Below are 21,108 nucleotides of genomic sequence, written 5' to 3'. Positions count from 1 at the left end.
GCGCGGTCAGCTCTTCACATGCAGGGCGCCGCGCCCGCCATCCACCGCGATCACCTGGCCGGTGATCCAGCCGGCGCGGGCCGACAGCAGCAGGGCCATCATCGCCGCCACATCTTCGGGCTCGCCCAGCCGGCGCATGGGGTGCAGGCCGGCCAGCGCCTCGGCCATGGTCTCGTTGCGGGTGATCGCCTCGGACATGCGGCTCAGGATCAGGCTCGGCGCCACGGCATTCACCCGCACCTTCGGCGCCAGCTCGGCCGCAAGAGAGCGGGTCAGCCCTTCCACGCCGCCCTTGGCGGCCGCGATCACCGCATGATTGGGAAAGCCGTGCGCCACCGCCACCGTCGACACCAGCACCACCGACCCGCCGGCGGCCTTCAGTGCCGGCAGGGCGCCCGACACCGCCTCGGCGGCGCCCACGACATTCAGCTGGAAGGCCTCGATGAAATCGCCGGCGCTCGCCCGGTGCACGGGCTTCAGCGCAATCGAGCCCACGCAATAGGCAAGCCCGCCCAGCCGGCCGCCGGCCAGCTCCGCCGCCGCCTTCGCCGCCCCGGCCGCCGCACCGGCTTCGGTCACATCGGCCGGCACCGTCCGGGCCCCCAGCTCGCGGCCCAGCCGGGCCAGGCGGTCGGCATCGCGACCCGACAGGATCAGCGCCCGCCCTTCGGCGGCCAGCAGGCGGGCCAGGGCCGATCCCACACCGCCCGTGGCGCCATAGATCAGCACCGGGGCCTCATCCCCTTCCAGGATATCCGTCATCGAACCGCTCCAGCAGACCTCGTCTTCCGGACAGGCAAGCTAGATCTGGCGGCGCCTCCGGAAAGGGTCGACGCATCCGGAAACGACCGACGGCCCGCAGCTTACGATGCGGGCCGTCGGGGACGCGTCAGGGTATGACCGGTCCGTCGGATCAGTCCTTCAGCCCGCCATAGGGGTCGGCCAGCACCGGGCCGGGATCCGCCGCCCCCTGGGGCAGGCCTTCCCAGCCGCCGCCCAGCGCCTTGTACAGGTTCACCGAGGCGACATAGAGGTTCTGGCGGGTGGTCACCCGCGACAGCTCGACGTCGAGCAGGGTGCGCTCGGCATCCAGCACGTCCAGATAGGCGGCATAGCCGGCGTCATAGCGCAGCCGCGCCAGTTCCACCGTCCTCTGCAGCTCGGCCACCTGGGCGTCCTGCGCCTCCAGCTGGCCCATGGCCGCCGTGCGCGATGCCAGCGCATCCAGAACGTCCTGGAAGGCGGTGCGCACCGTCTGGCGATAGCTGATCGCGGTCTGCTCATAGCGCGACTTCGCCGCCTCGACCTGGGCATCGGTGCGCCCGAAATCGAAGATCGGCCCGGTCAGCGCCAGGGCCAGGCCCCAGATGCCGGCGCCATTCGACAGGAAGTCGGCCAGTTCCGAACTCTGCCGGCCGGCGGAGGCGGTCAGGCTGATCTGCGGGAAATAGCCCGCCCGCGCGACGCCGACATTGGCGGCCGCGGCCGCGATCTGCTGTTCGGCCACCGCCACGTCGGGGCGGCGCAGCAGCAGTTCCGACGGCAGGCCCAGCGGCGGCACCGGCGCATCCGGCAGAACGTCCAGCGCCACGCCGCGCTCGACATCCTTGCCGATCAGTTCCGCCGGGGTGCGACCCAGCAGCACGCCAAGCGCATTCGCCGCCTGATCGCGAGAGCCTTCCAGCTGCGGGATCCGGGCGCGGGTCGATTCCCGCTCCGACCGCGCCTGGGCCAGGTCGAGCGCATCGATCGTGCCGGCCTCGTACTGGGCCTGCTGCAGCTCCAGGGTCTGTTCGCGCGCCGACAGCGTGCGGCGGGCGATTTCAAGCTGCAGGTCCAGCGCCCGAAGCTGCAGATAGGCGTTGGCGGTGTCGGCCGCGACGGTCAGGCGCACCGCATCGCGATTGGCCACCGTCTGCAGCAGCTGGGCACGCTCAGCCCGGTCGGCATTGCTGAGCCGGCCCCAGAGGTCCAGCTCATAAGACAGCGCCGCCGAGGCCGAGAAGGTATTGGCCAGCTGACCGCCCGACCCGCCGAAACTCGACGTCTGGTTGCGCTGGGCACTGCCATTGGCATCCAGCGACGGCAGCCGGTCGGCCGAGGTACCACGGGCCAGGGCCCGGGCCTCGTTCACCCGCTCCACCGCCAGCAGCAGGTCGTCATTGGCGACCAGCGCCTCTTCCACCAGGCGGGTCAGGGCGGGATCGCCGAAATTGCGCCACCAGGTGCCGTCGACACGGGCGGCAGGCAGTTCCGCGGCGCGCGCCTCGGCAGCGGCCTGGCCGCGCTCGCCCCAGCTGGCGCCGGTCTGGATGGCCGGGGGATCCCCGGCCGGGGCCAGTGCACAGGCGGACATCAGGGCTGCAGCCAGCACTGCGACAAGGGGCCGGGCCGCGCGGCGGGGCAGATCGCCCCGGATCACGGGTGCCGCGAGGCTCGGGTCAGCTACGGACATGGGCGCTCTCCGGAGTTTCGGTCGGGGCTGAGGCCTGGTGGCGGTCTTTCCGCGACAGCTTCGCCGCCAGTGTATAGAAGGCCGGCACGAAGAACATCGCGATGAAGGTGGCCGCCAGCATGCCGCCGATCACGCCGGTGCCGATCGAGTGACGGCTGGCAGAGCCGGCACCGGAGCTGATCGCCAGCGGCACGACGCCCAGGATGAAGGCGAGAGAGGTCATCACGATCGGCCGGAAGCGCAGGCGTGCCGCCTCGTCCGCCGCATCGATGATGCTCCGCCCCGCCCGGCGCTGCTGCATGGCGAACTCCACGATCAGGATGGCGTTCTTCGCCGACAGGCCGATCAGGGTAACCAGACCGATCTGGAAATACACGTCGTTCTCGATGCCGCGCAGCCAGATGGCGAGCAGCGCGCCCAGAACCGCGAAGGGCACGGCGGCCACCACCGCCAGCGGCATCGTCCAGCGTTCATACTGGGCGGCCAGGATCAGCACCACCATCACGATGCCGAAGCCGAAGGCCAGCATGCTCGACCCGGCGGCCGCCTTTTCCTGATAGGCGGATCCGGTCCAGCTCAGCGTATAGCCCTCGGGCAGGGTTTCCGCCGCCACCTGCTCCATGATCGAGAGCGCCTGGCCCGAGCTGAAGCCCGGGGCGGGCTGGCCCATGATCTTGGCGCCGGTGAACAGGTTGAAGCGTTCCAGCATGTCGGGGCCGACGATGCGCTTCGCCGTCACCAGCACGTCGAGCGGGATCATCTCGCCCGAATTGGACCGCACGAAGACATAGCGCATATCGTCCGGCGTGCGGCGGAAGTCGCCTTCCGACTGCACATTCACCTGGAAGGTCCGGCCGAACAGGGTGAAGTCGTTGACGTAGAGCGACCCGAAGGTCGCCTGCATGGTGGTGTAGACATCGGCGATGGGCACGCCCAGCGCCTTGGCCTTCTCGCGGTCGACGGCCACGTCGTACTGCGGCACCGCGGCCGAGAAGGTGGTCGACAGGCCGGTCAGCTCCGGCCGCTGCGATGCCGCCTGGATCAGGCTCTGCACGGCAGCCTGAAGGTCGGCGACGGTGCCGCCGGTGCGGTCCTGGACATAGGCCTCGAAGCCGCCGGTCATGCTGATGCCCTGAATGGGCGGCGGGTTGAAGGCCAGCGTGAACGAGTTGGGGTCGCTCATGCCGATACCCATCATCGGGCCGGGCAGGTTGCGGGCATCCAGCGACGGGTCGTTACGCTCGCTCCAGTCCTTCAGCGGCAGGAAATAGGCGGCGGCGTTGGTCTTCTGGGCCGAGGACAGAAGGTCGAAGCCCGACAGCGTCACCACCTCGTTCACGGCCGGATGGTGCATGAACTTCTCGGTCAGGCCCAGCGCACTGTCCTCGGTCCGCGACAGCGAGGCGGCCGGCGGCAGATAGGTCTGGGCGATGATATAGCCCTGGTCTTCGTTCGGCAGCAGAGAGCCCGGGATGCGCTGGAACAGCGTCCAGGACGCGAAGCCCACCGCCGCCAGAACCAGAATGGCCAGGAAGGCGCGCTTCACGATCACCGACACGCCATAGACATAGCCGCGGGTCAGGCGATCGAAATTGCGGTTGAACCAGCGGAAGAAGGCCCAGGGCTTGTGCTCGCCCTCTTTCAGCAGCAGGGCGCACAGCGCCGGCGACAGGGTCAGCGCCACGATGCCGGAAATGAACACCGACATCGCGATGGTGATGGCGAACTGCTTGTACATCTGGCCGGTCAGGCCGCCCAGGAAGCCCACGGGCACGAACACCGCGCACAGCACCAGCACGATCGCGATAACCGCGCCCGACACTTCCTGCATCGCCTGGATGGCGGCTTCGCGCGGGTGCAGGCCCTTTTCGCGCATCACGCGCTCCACATTCTCCAGCACGACGATGGCGTCGTCGACGACGATGCCGATGGCCAGCACCATGCCGAAAAGTGTGAGCAGGTTGATCGAGAAGCCCAGCAGATACATGCCGGCGAACGTGCCGATCAGCGACACCGGCACCGCGATGATCGGGATCAGCGTCGCGCGGAAGCTCTGCAGGAACAGGAACACCACCACGATCACCAGCGCGATCGCCTCGGCGAAGGTCTTGATCACCTCCTCGATCGACACCTGGACGAATTTGGTCGTGTCATAGGGGAGCGCGTAAGAGATGCCTTCGGGGAAGCGCTGCGAAAGCTCGCTCATCCGCGTGCTGATCGCCTGGGCGGTCGACAGCGCATTGGCGCCCGGCTGCAGATAGATGCCGATCGCGACCGAGGGCTGGCCGTTGTAATAGGACTGGAAGGCATAGTCCTTCGCCCCCAGCTCCACCCGCGCCACGTCGCGCAGCCTCAGCACGGCACCGTTGGAATCAGAGCGCAGGATGATGTTGCCGAAGGCTTCGGCATCCGGCAGCCGGCCGGGGGTCTGGACGGTATAGGTGAAGGCCTGGCCGCCGGCATCCGGCTCCTGGCCGAACTTGCCGGCCGCGAAATTGTCGTTCTGCTCTTCGATGGCGCTGGCCACGTCCGACGGCGTCATGTCGTAGCGGGCCAGCTCGTCCGGCTTCAGCCAGATGCGCATCGAATAGTCCTTGGCGCCGAACAGCGAGGCATCACCCACGCCCGGCACGCGCTTCAGCTCGTCGATCACGTTCAGCAGGGCGTAATTGCTGACATAGATCGGGTCGTAGCGGTCGACCGGGGCCGACATCGTTACAACCTGCAGGATCGAGGAGGATCGTTTGTCCACCCGGACGCCCTGCTGGCGCACCGTCTCGGGCAGCAGCGGCTCGGCCGCCTGCACGCGGTTGTTGATGTTGATGGTCGCCTGGTCGGGATCGGTGCCGATCTCGAAGGTGACGGTGATCTCCAGAGAGCCCGAGGCCGAGGCGTTGGAGGTCATGTAGAGCATGCCCTCGACGCCGTTGATCTCCTGCTCGATGGGCGATGCCACCGATTCCGCCAGCACCTCCGGGCTCGCACCCGGATAGCTCGCGCTCACCACCACCTGGGGCGGCACGATTTCGGGATACTGCTCGATCGGCAAAGCGCGCATGGCCATGAAACCGGCCAGCACGATCACGATCGAGATGACCGCCGCAAAGACCGGCCGGTCGATGAAGAAGCGCGAGATCATGCACCACCCTCCGGGCGTGCCGGGGCGGCATCGCCGCCCTTGGCGACCTGCACCGGGGCGCCCGGCCGGACCTTGATCGTGCCGCCGACGATGACGTCGTCACCCGCGGCCAGGCCCTGCTCCACCACCCACTCCTTGCCGACGGTCGGGCCCAGCACCACCGGCCGCACGCCGGCCTTGCCGCCCTCTTCCACGACATAGACGAAGGTGCCGTTCGGGCCCTGCTGCACGGCTTCCTGCGGCACGGCGATGGCATTGGGCAGGGTCAGGCCCTGCAGCGACACCCGCACGAACTGGCCGGGCATCAGGGTCTCGTCGGGGTTCGCCACCTCGGCGCGCAGCCGGACGGTGCCGGTGGCCGGGTCGATGGTGCTGTCGGCGAAGTTCACCTCGCCGCGCACCACCTCGTCGCGCCCCTCGACCTTCACCGCCACGTCCAGCTTCTGCTCGGTCGCGGGCGTCGAGGCCATCAGCCGCAGCTGGCGCTGACGTTCGCTGTCGGGGACCGAGAAGTTGATATAGACCGGGTCGAGCCGGGTGATCGTGGTCAGCAGGCTGTCGGTCGAACCGGTGCCGACCAGGCTGCCTTCCGACACTTCCTCGATGCTGGTCACGCCGTCGATCGGCGCCCGCACCTCGGTATAGCCCAGATTGATCTTGGCGGTGTCGAGCCGGGCCTCGGCCGAGGCCAGAGAGGCGCGGGCCAGATCGCGGGCCGACAGCAGCTGGTCGCGTTCCGAGGCGCTGATCGCGTTCTGCTGGAACAGCTTCGATCCGCGCGCCCAGTCGCGGTCGGCCTTGGCCAGATTGGCGCGGGCCTCGGCGACCGAGGCTTCGGCTTCGGCGACCGCCGCCTTGTAGGTATCGGGGTCGATGCGGAACAGCAGGTCGCCCGCCTCCACCCGCGCACCCTCGACATAGGTCCGCTCCAGCAGAATGCCCTGGACGCGCGCGCGAACCTCGACCGACTTCGAACCGGCCACCCGGCCGGCATATTCATAGGACAATGGCAGATTGCGCGGCGTCGCCTCGACGACGCTCACCTGTGCCGGCGGCATCTGCCCGCCCTGCTGCTGCGCCGGCGTATTGGATTCCGCCCCATCACACGCAGCAAGGGCAAGGGCGGCGATCGTCGACAGAACGACAGCGGGGCCGGCGCGTCTGTCGCGCCGCCCGAAACGGTACCGGACCATGGATCTTCCTCAATTCCTGTCGAGACCCGCCGCCTGCCGCTCCCCCGGGGGGCGGGCTGCCGCCGCGGCCTGGATCTTCCGCCCTCACAAAGGGTGTGGCACGAAGGGGGTGGAGGCGAGTGCACTGCACAAGTAATATACGTGCATGAATGTATGTAAAGTGACGTCCATCACGGCATTCGCCACCGGATCCGTTATTTTTGCGGAAACGTGCTATATGCGCCCCGGGCGCGAACCGCCCGGAAGGCGTGCACGTCGGGGGGCGCGCATGCCGGGGGGCGTGCACGCCGGGGCGCCCCTGATCCCCCCTGCCTGAGGAAGCCGAGACCGATCGTGGCCAGACGCACCAAGGAAGATGCCGAAAAGACCCGCCAGCAGATCCTGGATGCTGCGGCTGCCGCCTTCGATGCCGAAGGTGTGGCCGCCTGCGCCCTGGAACATGTGGCGCGTCTGGCCGGCGTCACCCGCGGGGCGATCTACTGGCATTTCAAGAACAAGTCCGACCTGCTCGACGCCATGCTCGAACGGGTGCGCCTGCCGCAGGAACAGGTGATGCAGGATCTGGCCGCCGGCCGGATCACCGACCGGCGCCCGCTCGACCTCTTCCATGAATCGAGCCGCGACGCCCTCAGCATGATCGTGAACGACGAGCGCCGGCGCCTGGTCTTCCGGATCATCTTCACCCGCATCGACCAGGGCCACGACCACTCGCCGCTGCATGAACGCCAGCAGGCCGACCGGGTGCATTTCATGACGCTGATACGCCAGATCATGGCCCGGGCCGCCGCCGCCGGCGACCTCGCCCCCGGCTGGACGCCCGAGACCGCCATGCGGGTCGCCCATGCCATGTTCCACGGCGCGGTGTCGGACATGCTGGTGCTCGACGAATCCCAGCTCGCCGGCGAACTCGCCCTCTACCTCGAAGCCGCCGACACCCTGATGCACACCCTCGGCAGCCGCTACGACCCCAGCCTCAACGGCGGCCAGGGCTGCCTGCTGCGGCCGGCGCTGCCGGTGGATGAGGGGTGATCCCCAGCCGCTGAGGGGCGCGTTGCCCGTCTGACACCGGGCGTCGCCGGCTGGAATGACCTGACCCGGCAACTGCCGCCGCCACACCATGGGGTGGGACGTGACCCACCGGCCGCCCACCGGGAAGCCGCCCTTGAACGTCAGAAAAAGATGGCCTATTTTCTGACGCATGACGACGATTGCCGCCTCTGTTCCCGACCGGATCATGAAGCGCGTCCGCGCCCGCGGACGCGGCAGCGTCTTTACGCCCAGCGACTTCCTCACGGTTGCCGCTCGCCCGTCTGTCGATCAGGCCCTCTCCCGGCTGGTGAAAAGCGGGCAGCTTCGTCGGCTGGCACGCGGGCTCTACGACTTTCCCAAGCTGCACCCGAAACTCGGGGCGCTGTCGCCCGCTCCCGACGAAGTCGCTCAGGCGCTGGCCCGGGAGACCGGCTCGCGGGTGCAGATCGCCGGCGCACGGGCAGCGAACGCGCTCGGCCTTTCGACGCAGGTCCCGGCGCAAAGCACCTATCTCACCGATGGTCCCTCGCGGCGCGTCGTGCTGGGAAAGCGCGTCGTGGATCTTCGTCACGCCTCGCCCAAACATCTGATCGCGCCGGGCAGCCCCGCCGGAACGGTGTTTCAGGCCCTTCGCCATGTCGGCCCCGTTCGGGCGGCTGACGTCGCGCAGATCGCGGCGCGCCAGCTTTCGGCCAACGACAAGAAAAGGCTGGCGTCAACCGCGCGTCACGCGCCCGCCTGGATGCGGCCCACCCTCGTTTCGATCGCCAACGCAGCCACGGCCGATAACGATGGATGATGTTGCCCGTCTCCCCGCTCGCGATCGCGCAGCTCTCTTCGGGGAGGCCGGCGCCGGCCGGGGCGTCGCCGACACGATGTTGATGCGCCAGATCATGGCCCGGGCCGCCGCCAGCGGCCGCGCCCTCTACCTCGACGCCGCCGGCACCCTGGGGCACACCCTCGGCAGCCGCTACGACCCCAGCCTCAATGGCGGCCAGGGCTGCCTGCTGCGGCCGGCGCTGCCGGTGGATGAGGGGTGAGGCCAAATCGACGGCACGATTATTCCGGTTAGAACCTCTCTCTTGCACCGGACATACTCATCTCCTTCTCTCAAATATTGCACGCCAACTAATCAGATTAAATTCCTTCATCATCATAGCACATTCAAGAATTGTCCCTGAACAATCCCTCCTCTGAGAGCGCGCGGCTTACCGACGGGAGTCCCCTGAGCCGTTCATAACCGCTCTTGAGGTTTTCCGGCAAATCCACACCACTTCTGCCAGAGACCATGAGAACCCAGAAAAGATAGCAGTCAGCGATTGTCAGTTCGTCGCTGATGAGGAATGTCTTGCTGCCCATCTGATCGGAAAGTATCGAGAACGCCTTCGCCAATTTCTCGCGAGCGCGGGCTTTTTCTGTTTCGGGAAAATTCCTGAAAAATGGCGCGTAGCTTCCATGTATTTCAGAATTCATAAAGGCAAGTGCCTCGAGAGCGCGCCACTTTGAGATGCCACCCTGAGGAAGAAGCCGGCCGCTCTTCTCTGCGATATAATGCAGAATCACCGCATTCTCTGTCAGAACTGCGCCCTCATCAGTCTCAAGGGCTGGGATGTATCCCTTGGGATTGATCGCGAGGAAATCGCGACCATCTTCCGTCTTTTTCTCATGGTTTATGCTGATCAGCTTATGGGGCATCCCAACTTCGATCAGGGCGATATGGTTGGCGATGCTGCAGGCGCCGGGGTAATAGAACAAGATCATCTCAGTCTCCACAGTTACACCTTCTCGACGAGGGGCCTTTCGACGAGTAAGTTTGAAATGTTGACCAGATCTAGTTATTTGACCGACGATCGACCGTCAAAAGCATATTTTGGGGAGCAGGTCATATGGATAGGACTGCCGCGGGTGACAGTTGCCAGGGCGTCAGTGAGGTTCTCGGTCGGATCGGTGACAAGTGGACGATTCAGGTAATCGTAGCGCTCCGGCACGCTCCCCAGCGTTTCAATGCGATCAAGAGGCACGTGCACGGCATTTCCCAGCAGATGCTGACCAGGACGCTCAAGGCCCTGGAACGCGACGGAATGGTCGAGAGGACGGTGCATCCCGACACGCCACCTCGAGTCGAATATGCATTGACGCCGTTGGGGCACTCGTTGGCGCACAGTGTGAAGCAGCTGGCCGAATGGGCGACTGCGCATCAAAAGATCATCCAGGATAATCGTCTTCAATACGATGCTCGGGTGAATCCCGAGTAGCCGTTCATTCAGTCTCTGTCGTCAAAATCCTCGAAGGCATAGTCGTTCAGAAACTGGCGCCGCCACAGCAGGGCGCGGTCGGTCGCGCTCAGCTCCGCCTCATCGCATATGCGTGCCCAGTGCGCGCGAATGCCTGCGATCTGCGCCGCGATGATGGCACGCGCCTCCGCATCGCCGAGCAGAAAGGCCTGGGCGGCCATGCGGCAGGTTTCAAGACGGCTGCGGCGGTCGGTCTCCCCGATCAGCATCGCCTGATTGGCGTCCCGGCCGCTGCGAAGCTGCGGGCAGATGTCATAGGCGGGCGTCAGGGTCAGCGAGGCGCCGTCCCAGAAGGCGGCATGATTGCGGGCGTGATCGTCGGTGTTGCCTGACAGGACGTTGAAGACCACCCGTCCGAACAGTTCCCTCAATGTCTCCCGCGGCCGGGTGAAGCGCGCCCTAACGAGGTCGGCAAGATCCCGGTAACTAGCATAGCGCGCCTCCATTTCGTGCAGGCCAAGCATGGTCAGTGCGGACACCATGGCACGCCGTGTCCAGCCGCGCTCCGTCCACACCCGATCAAAACGCTCGACCAGAAGCACATCCTTGCCATTCGCTCTGGCGAGCCGGACCGGCGCAACATCAAGACCGGCCGCATCCCGGGCAAGTCGCATCGCGACATACTCCGCCTTCACCACCGCATAGGTATCGTTCGTGGCTGAAAACTTGGCGATCAGCTTCGTCCGGCCGTCGTCGATCAGGGCCTTCGGGCGGGCGCCGCCGATGGAACTGCCATGGAAGAGCGCCTTGTCCAGGGCCGGCGGCACAGGCTCCCCACGTTCCACATGTCCGGCAGCGGCGTGCAGATCCTCGATCGTCACCGTCTGATCCGCCTCGCGGGGCCGATACCGGTCAGGGGCCGCCTGAAAGTCGAGCGCGCCGATCCGGTCAGAGCCGGCATTCAGCATGAAGGTGAGGTCGTCGAAATCCACCGCACCGGCCGCCATCCCTTTAAGGCCGGTCAGACGATTGATGATGACCCGACGCCCCCAGGCATCGGGCGCACCGTCACGCAGGGCTCCCGCCATCTCCAGTGGGGGATCAGGGCGGATCGCGCCCCGCCTCAGCGGCAGTTCCGGCAGATAGATCGGGATGGCATCCGGCCGATCGAGATAGGATCGGCCATAGTTGAAGACATGACCGCTGCCGTCACGGGCCAGGCGGCCGGCGACAACGGGCTCCGTGCGTCCGGGAAGCCAGATCCAGACATAGGCCTCCATCGGCATGCCGGGCGCAGCCTCTCCGGGATCAGAAGTCATCGACCACCTCCGTCCGCCGCTGCCGGATCGACCGCGGCAGCAGGGCGAGCTTGTCCTCGACGCGGGCGATGCGGTCGGGCAGGTCCGACGGGGCGGCCACGAACAGCGGAATGCCGACCAGATGGGCGGCTTCGAAGACCAGGCCGATTTCGGCTTTCGGATGGCCCTTCTCGATCAGCTGCAGGGTGCTGCGCGCGATGCCGATGCGGGCGGCAAGCTCTGCTTCCGACAGTCGGCGCTGCTTGCGGGCAAGCCGGATCTGTCCGCCCATCAGGGTGAGCGCATCCCGGGTCGCCCGCGAATAGGTACGCAGATGCGCCGCCATGTCGTCCTCCCGATTTTGGCGTGTATACCGGTCGCAAAGGGCTTTCACGCCCGTTAAAACGGTCATGTCGTGCCGGGGTACCCGGATGTCAATCCACCGCCGGTAGCCGGCGGGCCGCAGACACGCAAAAGGCGGCACCCCCTCTCCGAGATGCCGCCTTCCGGTCGTCAGGCCGCCCGCCCCTGATCGGGGCGGGCGCTGCCGTCGTCACATATTGGGATAGTTGGGGCCGCCCGCGCCCTCGGGCACCGTCCAGACGATGTTCTGGGTCGGGTCCTTGATGTCGCAGGTCTTGCAGTGCACGCAGTTCTGCGCGTTGATCTGCAGCCGCGGGCCGGCGTCTTCCTGCACGATCTCGTACACGCCGGCCGGGCAATAGCGCTGCTCGGGGGCGTCATATGTGGGCAGGTTCACCGTCACCGGGACCGACGGATCCTTCAGCCGCAGATGGATCGGCTGATCCTCCTCGTGATTGGTGTTCGACAGGAACACCGAGGACAGCTTGTCGAAGCTGATCTTTCCGTCGGGCTTGGGATAGACGATCTTCTTGCAGGCCGAGGCCGGCTTCAGCGACTTGTGGTCTTCGTGGTGGTGGAAGGTCCAGGGCGCATTGCCGCGGAACAGATAGGTGTCCAGCGCCGAATAGGCGAGGCCGGCCAGCAGGCCCTTGTTGAAGGAGGGGCGGATGTTCCGCACCTTCTTCAGTTCCTGATGCACCCAGCTCTGTTCATAGAGCGCCGGATAGGCGTCGAGAACGTCGTTCGCCCGGCCGTCCTTCAGCGCCTCGAAGGCGGCTTCGGCGGCCAGCATGCCGGTCTTCATCGCCGTGTGGCTGCCCTTGACCTTGGGCACGTTCATGAAGCCGGCCGTGCAGCCGATCAGCACGCCGCCCGGGAAGGCCAGCTGCGGGACCGACTGGAAGCCGCCCTCGGTCAGTGCGCGGGCGCCATAGGCGATGCGCTTGGCGCCTTCGAAATAGTCGCGCAGCGCCGGATGCTGCTTCAGCCGCTGGAACTCGTCGAAGGGCGAGATATGCGGGTTCTGATAGTCGAGGCCGATCACCAGGCCCACGGCGACCTGGTTGTTCTCCATGTGATAGAGGAACGACCCCGAATAGGTTTTGGTGTCCAGCGGCCAGCCGATGGTGTGGATGACCAGGCCCGGCTTGTGCTTCGCCGGATCGATCTCCCACAGCTCCTTGATGCCGATGCCATAGGTCTGCGGGTCGCAGTTGTCGCGCAGGCCGAATTTGTCGGTCAGCATGCGGGTCAGCGAGCCGCGGGCGCCTTCGGCAAACAGGGTGTATTTCGCGTGCAGCTCCACGCCGGGGGTATAGCCCGACTTCTGCTCGCCATCGCGGCCGATGCCCAGATCGCCGGTGGCGACGCCCTTCACCCGGCCCTGTTCGTCATACAGCACCTCGGCCGCCGCGAAGCCGGGATAGACCTCGACCTCCAGCGCCTCGGCCTGCTCCGCCAGCCAGCGGGCCAGATTGCCCAGGCTGATGACGTAGTTGCCGTGATTGTTCATCTGCGGCGGCGTCGGCAGCCGGATGTGGTTGGACTCCGTCAGCAGCAGGAACCGATCCTCGTCGGCCGGCTGGTTCAGGGGCGCGCCCTTCTCCTTCCAGTCGGGGATCAGTTCGTTGAGCGCCCGCGGCTCGAAGCAGGCGCCGGCCAGGATATGCGCGCCGACCTCCGACCCTTTTTCGATGACGCAGACGGAGACGTCGTGGTCGTTCTCGGCGGCGAGCTGTTTCAGACGGATCGCCGCCGACAGGCCGGCAGGGCCGGCGCCAACGATGACCACGTCAAATTCCATCACTTCCCGTTCCATGACCCCTCCTCAAGCCGCCTCGTCCTGCAGTGCGGCCGGGTGATCTCGTTCTCGCTCGTCACGCGGCGCCGCTCGCGTCCCCCTCGCTACGTTCGGCCCTCGCTCCTCGGATATGGACCCGATCCGTGCCCGTTACAGGGGTCGCCTGATACGAGACGCGAATCGCGATTCAGTAAGGTTATCTATCAGCGCCGCCGTGAAATTGCTACAGTCCAGGCCATGACGACGATCGATCCGACACCGGCAGCGGCCATCTCCGCACTCGCCACGTGGTATATGGAGTGGGGGGTAGAGACCGCCACCACCGATACCCCGGCCGACTGGTATGCCGCCGCCGCGGCCGCCCGGGAAAGGCTGCTGCGCGACCGGCCCAGGGCGGCCGGGGACGCCCCGGCCTCCCGTGGCGGGCCGGCACCCGTGCGCGGCGCCGCCCTGCGTGACGGCAGGGCGCCGGCGCCCGCCGTGCCGCGGGCCGACCCGGCGGCCGTCGACCCGCTCTCGCCCGAAGGGGCGGCCGCGCTTGCCCGCAGCCATGCGGGGGCCGCCCAAAGCCTGGCGGAGCTGGAACAGGCGATCCGCGCCTTCGAAGGCTGTGCGCTCAAGGCCACCGCCTCGAACACCGTTTTCGCCGACGGCAACCCCGAAGCCGATCTCATGCTGGTGGGCGAGGCGCCGGGTGCGGAAGAGGACCGGCGCGGCCTGCCCTTCGTCGGCCAGTCGGGCCGGCTGCTCGACCGGATGCTGAAGGCGATCGGCCGCGACCGCAGCAGCGTCTATATCACCAACGTGCTGCCCTGGCGCCCGCCGGGCAACCGCACCCCCACCCCGGCCGAAATCGCCGCCTGCCTGCCCTTTGCCCTGCGACATATCGCCCTGGTCCGCCCGAAGCTGGTCGTGGCGGTGGGCGGGGTCTCGGCCAAGGCGCTGCTCGACCGGCCCGAGGGCATCACCCGGCTGCGCGGACGCTCGGCAACCCTCGATCTTCCGGGGCTGGCGGGGCCTCTGCCGGTCTTCGCGACCTTCCACCCCGCCTACCTGCTGCGCCAGCCGGCGCAGAAGCGTCTGGCCTGGGGCGACTGGCTCAGAATCGCGGAAATCCTTGAAAAGCAATCATCCCCGGTTCCGTGACAATGTCGTGTCGCGAAGCGGGGGCTTGCCGGGACACCACATCCTCCCCTATAAACGTTGCCATCATGGCTTCGGAAAGCAACGACGCGCGTCACCAACCGCGGTCTGCACGTAGCTTCGCGCGTGCGATCGTGGCGCCTGCGGTGGCGCTGGCCCTCTTGCTCGGCGGTCCTGTGGCTTCGGGTGTGTTCATCACGCGCGCGCATGCAGAGACCTCCCTGCCGACCGGCCTGGAGACGGCGGATGACGCCGACTTCGGAATGGCTGGATTCGGTCTGGTCGATTCGTTCGAAGAGTGGCCCCAGGTCCTCTCTGATGCGGATGCCGAGCGTTATGCCCGGATTTTTGCACTGCAGTCCGACGGCCGCTTCGACGAGGCGGACAGGCTGATCGCGCGGCTTGGCGACCGGCTGCTGATGGGCCATGTGACCGAACAGCGACTGATGCATCCGACGGCCTATACCGCGAGCTACGACGAGCTGCGGGACTGGATGGCGTTCTATGGCGACCACCCCGATGCCGAACGGATCTATGCGCTGGCGATGAAGCGCCGCCCGGGTGGCGAGGCTCGCCCGCGCGAGCCGGAGCGTCCGGAAGAGACCGTGATGCCGGTGGCCAGCCGCCAGCCCAGCACCATCGACCAGCTCGACAGCTATTCCGCCGCCGACCGGCTGAAGGGGGCGCAGGCAAAGCGTGCGCGTGCGCTCGAAGCCCAGATCGCCGCCCGTGTCCGCAAGGGCGAGGCCGAGGCGGCCGAGAAGCTGATCGGCTCGGCCGAGGTTCAGAAGCTTTTCGACCGTCCGGCGCTCGATCAGGCGCGCATCCGCGTCGCCTCTTTGCATCTGGTGCAGGGGCAGATCGCCCGCGCCTATGAACTGGCCGGCCCCGCAGCCGACCGCTCGGCCGCGATCGTGCCCTATGGCCACTGGACCGCGGGTCTCGCGGCCTGGAAGCTCGGCCGGGTCGAAACCGCGCGGCGGCATTTCGAACTCTTCGCCCGCACCGCCGGCCTGTCGGCCTGGAACGAGGCCGCCGGCGCCTTCTGGGCGGCGCGGACCAATATGGCGCTGGGCGATTTCGACACCGCACAGACCTGGCTCGACCGGGCGGCCCGTCAGCCGCTGACCTTCTATGGCCAGATCGCGCGGGCCATGCTGGGCGCGCCCACCGGCGATGTCTGGCAGCCCTCGCTCGCCGGCGGCGTGACGCCGGGCCTGCGCCGGGCGCTGCTGCAGAACGAAGGTGCCCGCCGGGCGCTGGCCCTGGCCCAGATCGGCGAATACGACCGGGCTGCGGGCGAGGTGGAGCTGGTCGCGGCCGCGGCCGCCCCCGAAGAGGCGCCGGCCGTGGTCGAACTGGCCGAGCAGGTGAACGCGCCCGAGGCCGCCACCGTGATCGGCCGCAAGGTCGCCGCCGCCTCGGGCATGCCCGATGTCGCCTCGATCTTTCCGGTGCCGGACTACACGCCCCGCGGCGGCTTCTCGGTCGACCGGGCGCTGCTTTATGCGCTCGCCCGCAAGGAGAGCAATTTCAACCCGCATGCCGTCAGCCCCGCCGGCGCCCGCGGCCTGATGCAGCTGATGCCGGGCACGGCGCAGCTGGTGGCCAACAGCCTGGGGCTGGGCGGCGGGCTGTCGCTCAGCCGGCCGGACGTGAACCTGCAGCTGGGCCAGGCCTATCTCCGCCGGCTGATGGACGAGTCCTATATCGGCAACAATCTGGTCAATGTGCTGGTCGCCTATAATGCCGGCCCGGGCAATCTGCGCCGCTGGCAGGACGGCCGCGGCATCTCTGCCGACGATGATCCGCTGTTCTTCGTCGAGACCATCCCGGTCGCCGAAACCCGCGACTTCCTGGAACAGGTGCTGACCAATCTCTGGATCTATCGCAACCGTCTGGGCCAGACCTCGCCGTCGCTGGCGGCCCTGGCGGAGGGCGACTGGCCGTCTTACGAGACCATCGACGGCAATGTCGGCAGCGACAACGCCGCCATCGCCTCGCGCCGCTGATCCACAACAGCTGCGGGGGCCGGGCATCGAGCCGGTGTCGTTCGGATGGACGGCGCCGGTTTTTCATTGGCTGGGCCGCAATTTGCGAAGCACCGCCTTGCAGGCATCGCACTTGCCTTCGCAGCCGACCCGGGCGTAGTTTGCAAACGACTCGCAATTGCAAACAACAAGCGGCCGGTGTCACATGCCTGAATGTGTGCCGGTCCCCCGGCTCGAGGCAGTGCCCACCCGATGCGCCACACGGCTTTCAGACACCTCACCGCCGCCATCCTGCTTGCGATGACGGCAACGGCCCCGGCGATGGCCCAAAGCCCTGTGACGGACCCGGGCCCTGCGACGACCTCGGCCCCCGCAACGGAGGGCGTCCAGGCCGCACCGCAGCCGGTCGCCGGAGAGGCCCTGCCGGCCGCTGAAGAGGCTGCGACCGAAGAGACGGCAATCGAAGAAGACGCCGCGATGGCCGCCACCCTGCCCCACGACCTGTCGCCGATCGGCATGTTCATGGCCGCCGACATCGTGGTGAAGGCGGTGATGACCGGGCTTGCCCTCGCCTCCATCGCCACCTGGACGGTCTGGCTGGTGAAAAGCCTGGAGCTGGCCGCCGCCCGCCGCCGGGTCCGCCGCGATCTGGCGATGCTCGACGAGGCGCGCAGCCTGGCCGAAGCCGTGACCGGCATGGACGGGCAGCGCGGCCCCGCCGCCGCCCTGGTCCGCGCGGCGGTGGCCGAGACCCGTATCACCCGCGAGGTGACCGCCGGCCGGCCGCCCGCATCCGGTGCCGGCCCCGCATCCGGTGCCGGCCTTGAATCCCGCGTCGCCTCGCGCCTTGCCCGCATCGAGGCCCGGGCCGGGCGAATGATCGCCCGCGGCACCGGCATCCTGGCGACCATCGGCTCCACCGCCCCCTTCGTCGGCCTGTTCGGCACGGTCTGGGGCATCATGAACAGCTTCATCGGCATCAGCGAAAGCCAGACCACCAATCTGGCCGTGGTCGCCCCCGGCATCGCCGAAGCCCTGCTCGCCACCGCCATCGGCCTGGTGGCCGCGATCCCGGCGGTGATCATCTACAACATCTTCGCCCGCGCCATCACCGGCTACCGCGCCGAGCTGGCCGATGCCTCGGCGGCCGTCGCGCGCCTGGTGTCGCGCGATCTGGACCGCGGCGGCATCGCGGTGGTGCCCGCCCAGACGATCGGAGGCTGACCCCATGGCCGCCAGGCTCGACGACGGCGACGATCTGACCGAATCGCACGAAATCAACGTCACGCCCTTCATCGACGTCATGCTGGTGCTGCTGATCATCTTCATGGTCGCAGCCCCCCTCGCCACCGTCGATGTGCCGGTCAACCTGCCCACCTCCACCGCCACGCCCCAGCCGCGCCCCGCCAAGCCGGTCTTCCTGACCATCAAACAGGATCTGAGCCTGGCGCTCGGCGAAGAGGCCGTGCCGCGCGATCAGCTGAAGGCCGCGCTGGACAAGGCGACGCAGAACAACCCCGACGAGCGCATCCTGCTCCGCGCCGATCAGAGCGTCGATTACGGCCAGCTGATGGGGGTGATGAACGAGCTGCGGACCGCCGGCTATCTCAAGATCGGCCTGGTCGGCCTTGAATCCGCCACCGCCGCGGCCGCGGCCGCCGGGCAGCAGCAGGCCGCCGCCAGATGAGCGCCGGCGCCGACATGCTGCACGGCCCCGGCGCGGTGCGCTGGGGGGCCGCCGGGCTGGTGATCCTGGCGCTGCACGGCGGCGCCCTGCTGGTCGCAGCCGCCCCCTGGGAGATGACCCCGCCGCCGCCGCTGCCGGAAGCGGCGGTGATGATCGATCTCGCCCCGCTGCCGGCCGCACCGCCATCGCCCGCCCCCACCCCGCCGCAGGAGGCCGCCCCCGATCCGGCGCCGGCCCCCGAACCCGAGGTGGTGGAGCCCGACCTGCCCGATCTGCCGCCGCCACCGCCCGTGCCGGTGCCGGACCCGGAACCCCTGCAGGTCGCGCCGAAGCCCAGGCCCAAGCCGCCGGCACCGCCCAAGCCCCGGGTCCAGACCCCGCCCAAGCCGGTGCCGCCCAAGGTGCAGAAGCCGGTGGAGCAGCCGCCCGAAACCGTGCCCGAGAACGCGACCGCCCAGGCATCCGGTGCCCCGGCGGCGCCGACGCAGTCGAACGCACCGGCCGGGCCGCCCGCCCCTGCGGCCCCCTCGTCCTATATGACCACCGATGCCGCGCGCAGCTGGCAGGCGGAGATGTTCGCCCATCTGGAACGCCATCGCCGCTATCCGCGCCAGGCCCAGCTGCGCAACCAGCAGGGCCAGGTGACGCTGCGCTTCAGCATCGACCGTGAAGGCCATGTGCTCGCCTCATCCATCGAGCGTCCCTCGGGCAATGCGCTCTTCGACCGCGAGACCCTGGCGATGATGAAGCGCGCCGATCCGCTGCCGCCGCCGCCCGACGACATCCCGTCGACGGAACTCACCTTTGTGGTCCCCGTCATCTTCTCGCTGCGCTGAGACTCGTCTTCCCGCTGCGCTGAGGGGCGGCTACGCCCTCGCCGTCCTGGACCTCCGCCCCCGGTCGGGCTAGCCTTCACGGCCCACCCGACCACCGGCGGAGGACCGACCCCCATGCCCGGCCGCATCGACGAGAGCCGCCCGTTTCTGGCCGTCAACATCGCCCTGCTGACGGTCTCCGACAGCCGCACGCCCGAGACCGACACCTCCGGTGACCTGCTCGCCGGCCGCATCGCAGAGGCCGGCCACACCCTGGCCGCCCGGCTGATCCTGCCCGATGACGAAGACCGGCTGGCCGCGCAATTCGCCGCCTGGGCCGCAGATCCCGAAATCGACGTCGTGATCTCGACCGGCGGCACCGGCGTCACCGGCCGCGACGTCACCCCGGAAGCCCTGCGCCGGGTGATCGAGAAGCCGATCGAGGGCTTCGGCGAGCTGTTCCGCTGGCTGTCCTTCGCCAAGATCGGCACCTCGACGGTCCAGTCCCGCGCCCTCGCCGGCGTGGCGAAGGGCACCTATTTCTTCGCCGTGCCCGGCTCCACCTCGGCCTGCCGCGATGCCTGGGACGAGATCCTGGTCCTGCAGCTCGACAACCGCCACCGCCCGTGCAATTTCGTCGAGCTGATGCCGCGGCTGCGCGAACACGAAGCCTGATCCCGGGCTTCACAGCCGGGGCGCAACCCCGTATAGTGCGGCGATGTTCCCGTTATGTTCGCGGGGGAAATCGCCCATGGATCCCTTCAAACCCCTGACCCGACGGCCCGGCCAGCGCCAGGCCGAGGCCGATCGTGCGGCCGCCGCGGCACGGCTCGGTCTCGACCCGCATCGCGGGCGGGGTGCCGTCAGCAATCGCGACGGCCGCTTCGAACGTTTCAGCCACCAGGCCGCCGATGACGGCTGGGGCCGTCCCGAGGCGGACGAAGCCTCCGGTACGAGGGAAGCCTCCGGGGCGACGGCCGGCACGCGCCGCAAGACCGAACTGCGCGGCGTGGTCGCGCGCACGGCCCTTGCCCGCAACGACAGCCCCGACATCCCCTTCGATGCCTCGATCAACCCCTATCGGGGCTGCGAGCACGGTTGCATCTACTGCTATGCCCGGCCGAGCCATGCCTATCTGGGCCTGTCGCCGGGGCTCGATTTCGAAACGGTGATCGAGGTGAAGCGCGGCCTGGCCGAGGCGCTGATCCGCGACCTGGCGAAGCCCGGCTATGTTCCCTCCACCATCACCATCGGCGGCAATACCGATCCCTATCAGCCGGCCGAAAAGACCGAGGGGCTGACCAGGGCGGCGATCGAGGTGCTGACCCGCCACCGCCACCCCTTCACCATCATCACCAAATCGGCGCTGGTGCTGCGCGATCTGGACCTGATCGCGCCGGCCGCCGCCGCGGGGCTCGCCCAGGTGGCCGTCTCGGTCACCACGCTGGATGCCGGCCTCGCCCGCGCCATGGAACCCCGCGCCGCCACCCCCGGCCGCCGGATCGATGCGATCCGCGGCCTGGCCGCGGCCGGCGTGCCGGTGACCGTGATGGCGGCACCGCTGGTCCCCGGCCTCACCGATCACGAACTGGAGGGCATTCTCGCCGCCGCGGCAGAGGCGGGCGCGGTGCGCGCCGGCTGGATCATGCTGCGCCTGCCGCGGGAAATCGCCGGCCTGTTCGAGGAATGGCTGCGCCTGGAACGCCCGGCCCGGGCCGAACGGGTTCTGGCAGCCGTGCGCGCCACCCGCGGCGGCGCGCTCTATGACAGCGGCTTCGGCCGGCGGATGACCGGCACCGGCATCGAGGCGAAGCTGATCGCCGACCGCTTCCGCCTCGCCTGCCGCAAGCTCGGCCTCAACCAACGCTCCTACAAGCTCACCACCGCCCTCTTCACGCCGCCGGCCCGCCCCACAAAAGCGGAGCGGGCCGGCCAGATGGATCTGTTCGGGCGGGGTTGA

The 21,108-nt window shown here is 68.2% G+C and carries 19 protein-coding genes; 11 read left to right on the top strand and 8 right to left on the bottom strand.

The features are described from left to right. Window positions 1-6: 6 nt before the first annotated feature. From WI697_RS17155 to WI697_RS17140, 4 genes are all read right to left on the bottom strand, one after another. Window positions 7-762, bottom strand: coding sequence for an SDR family NAD(P)-dependent oxidoreductase (locus WI697_RS17155; protein WP_345959290.1), 756 nt, complete (start codon window positions 760-762; stop codon window positions 7-9). Between the two features lie 151 nt (window positions 763-913). Continuing rightward, window positions 914-2,455, bottom strand: coding sequence for an efflux transporter outer membrane subunit (locus WI697_RS17150; protein ID WP_345959289.1), 1,542 nt, complete (start codon window positions 2,453-2,455; stop codon window positions 914-916). Continuing rightward, a complete protein-coding gene (locus WI697_RS17145; protein ID WP_345959288.1) occupies window positions 2,442-5,594 on the bottom strand; it encodes an efflux RND transporter permease subunit in 3,153 nt (1,050 codons plus the stop codon). Before WI697_RS17145 ends, WI697_RS17150 begins: the two co-directional genes overlap by 14 nt. Next, window positions 5,591-6,652, bottom strand: coding sequence for an efflux RND transporter periplasmic adaptor subunit (locus WI697_RS17140; protein ID WP_345959287.1), 1,062 nt, complete (start codon window positions 6,650-6,652; stop codon window positions 5,591-5,593). Before WI697_RS17140 ends, WI697_RS17145 begins: the two co-directional genes overlap by 4 nt. A gap of 468 nt (window positions 6,653-7,120) precedes the next feature. Between WI697_RS17140 and WI697_RS17135 the strand changes: the two genes are divergently transcribed. The 3 genes from WI697_RS17135 to WI697_RS17125 all read left to right on the top strand — a co-directional run bounded on the left by WI697_RS17135 (window position 7,121) and on the right by WI697_RS17125 (window position 8,856). After that, window positions 7,121-7,816, top strand: coding sequence for a TetR family transcriptional regulator (locus tag WI697_RS17135; protein WP_345959286.1), 696 nt, complete (start codon window positions 7,121-7,123; stop codon window positions 7,814-7,816). 205 nt (window positions 7,817-8,021) lie between these two features. After that, on the top strand, window positions 8,022-8,615 hold the full coding sequence (locus tag WI697_RS17130; RefSeq protein ID WP_345959304.1) for a DUF6088 family protein: 594 nt from the start codon (window positions 8,022-8,024) through the stop codon (window positions 8,613-8,615). An 82-nt stretch (window positions 8,616-8,697) separates the two neighbouring features. Beyond that, the gene (locus WI697_RS17125) at window positions 8,698-8,856 is read left to right on the top strand and encodes a hypothetical protein (RefSeq protein ID WP_345959285.1); all 159 of its coding nucleotides are present in this window, start codon (window positions 8,698-8,700) and stop codon (window positions 8,854-8,856) included. A 124-nt stretch (window positions 8,857-8,980) separates the two neighbouring features. Here WI697_RS17125 and WI697_RS17120 read toward each other — a convergent pair whose 3' ends face one another. Continuing rightward, window positions 8,981-9,577: a glutathione binding-like protein gene (locus WI697_RS17120; RefSeq protein ID WP_345959284.1), complete on the bottom strand. Its 597-nt coding sequence runs from the start codon at window positions 9,575-9,577 to the stop codon at window positions 8,981-8,983. A gap of 125 nt (window positions 9,578-9,702) precedes the next feature. On the opposite strand from WI697_RS17120, the gene WI697_RS17115 reads away from it, so the two are divergent. Next, on the top strand, window positions 9,703-10,071 hold the full coding sequence (locus WI697_RS17115) for a winged helix-turn-helix transcriptional regulator (RefSeq protein WP_345959283.1): 369 nt from the start codon (window positions 9,703-9,705) through the stop codon (window positions 10,069-10,071). An 8-nt stretch (window positions 10,072-10,079) separates the two neighbouring features. Here the strand turns inward: WI697_RS17115 and WI697_RS17110 are convergent, their stop codons facing one another. The 3 genes from WI697_RS17110 to WI697_RS17100 form a co-directional block, all read right to left on the bottom strand. Continuing rightward, a complete protein-coding gene (locus tag WI697_RS17110; protein WP_345959282.1) occupies window positions 10,080-11,369 on the bottom strand; it encodes a type II toxin-antitoxin system HipA family toxin in 1,290 nt (429 codons plus the stop codon). Beyond that, the gene (locus WI697_RS17105) at window positions 11,359-11,694 is read right to left on the bottom strand and encodes a helix-turn-helix transcriptional regulator (RefSeq protein WP_345959281.1); all 336 of its coding nucleotides are present in this window, start codon (window positions 11,692-11,694) and stop codon (window positions 11,359-11,361) included. Before WI697_RS17105 ends, WI697_RS17110 begins: the two co-directional genes overlap by 11 nt. 207 nt (window positions 11,695-11,901) lie before the next feature. Beyond that, the gene (locus tag WI697_RS17100; RefSeq protein ID WP_062762009.1) at window positions 11,902-13,530 is read right to left on the bottom strand and encodes an electron transfer flavoprotein-ubiquinone oxidoreductase; all 1,629 of its coding nucleotides are present in this window, start codon (window positions 13,528-13,530) and stop codon (window positions 11,902-11,904) included. Window positions 13,531-13,749: 219 nt separating this feature from the next. On the opposite strand from WI697_RS17100, the gene WI697_RS17095 reads away from it, so the two are divergent. From WI697_RS17095 to WI697_RS17065, 7 genes are all read left to right on the top strand, one after another. Next, a complete protein-coding gene (locus tag WI697_RS17095) occupies window positions 13,750-14,658 on the top strand; it encodes a uracil-DNA glycosylase (protein ID WP_345959280.1) in 909 nt (302 codons plus the stop codon). A 260-nt stretch (window positions 14,659-14,918) separates the two neighbouring features. Continuing rightward, on the top strand, window positions 14,919-16,667 hold the full coding sequence (locus WI697_RS17090) for a lytic transglycosylase domain-containing protein (protein ID WP_345959279.1): 1,749 nt from the start codon (window positions 14,919-14,921) through the stop codon (window positions 16,665-16,667). 231 nt (window positions 16,668-16,898) lie between these two features. Beyond that, window positions 16,899-17,870 carry a tonB-system energizer ExbB gene (exbB, locus tag WI697_RS17085; protein WP_345959278.1) on the top strand — a complete coding sequence of 324 codons (972 nt, stop codon included), beginning with the start codon at window positions 16,899-16,901 and terminating at the stop codon, window positions 17,868-17,870. Between the two features lie 4 nt (window positions 17,871-17,874). Beyond that, window positions 17,875-18,333, top strand: coding sequence for a TonB system transport protein ExbD (gene exbD, locus WI697_RS17080; RefSeq protein ID WP_014746191.1), 459 nt, complete (start codon window positions 17,875-17,877; stop codon window positions 18,331-18,333). After that, window positions 18,330-19,169 carry an energy transducer TonB gene (locus tag WI697_RS17075; protein ID WP_345959277.1) on the top strand — a complete coding sequence of 280 codons (840 nt, stop codon included), beginning with the start codon at window positions 18,330-18,332 and terminating at the stop codon, window positions 19,167-19,169. Before exbD ends, WI697_RS17075 begins: the two co-directional genes overlap by 4 nt. Window positions 19,170-19,283: 114 nt before the next feature. After that, the gene (gene moaB, locus WI697_RS17070) at window positions 19,284-19,823 is read left to right on the top strand and encodes a molybdenum cofactor biosynthesis protein B (RefSeq protein ID WP_298645949.1); all 540 of its coding nucleotides are present in this window, start codon (window positions 19,284-19,286) and stop codon (window positions 19,821-19,823) included. 76 nt (window positions 19,824-19,899) lie between these two features. Then, window positions 19,900-21,108: a PA0069 family radical SAM protein gene (locus WI697_RS17065; protein ID WP_345959276.1), complete on the top strand. Its 1,209-nt coding sequence runs from the start codon at window positions 19,900-19,902 to the stop codon at window positions 21,106-21,108.

The sequence above is a fragment of the Tistrella mobilis genome, from assembly GCF_039634785.1.
GTDB classification, from domain to species: Bacteria; Pseudomonadota; Alphaproteobacteria; order Tistrellales; family Tistrellaceae; genus Tistrella; species Tistrella mobilis.
This window is presented reverse-complemented; position numbering and strand designations above follow the sequence as displayed.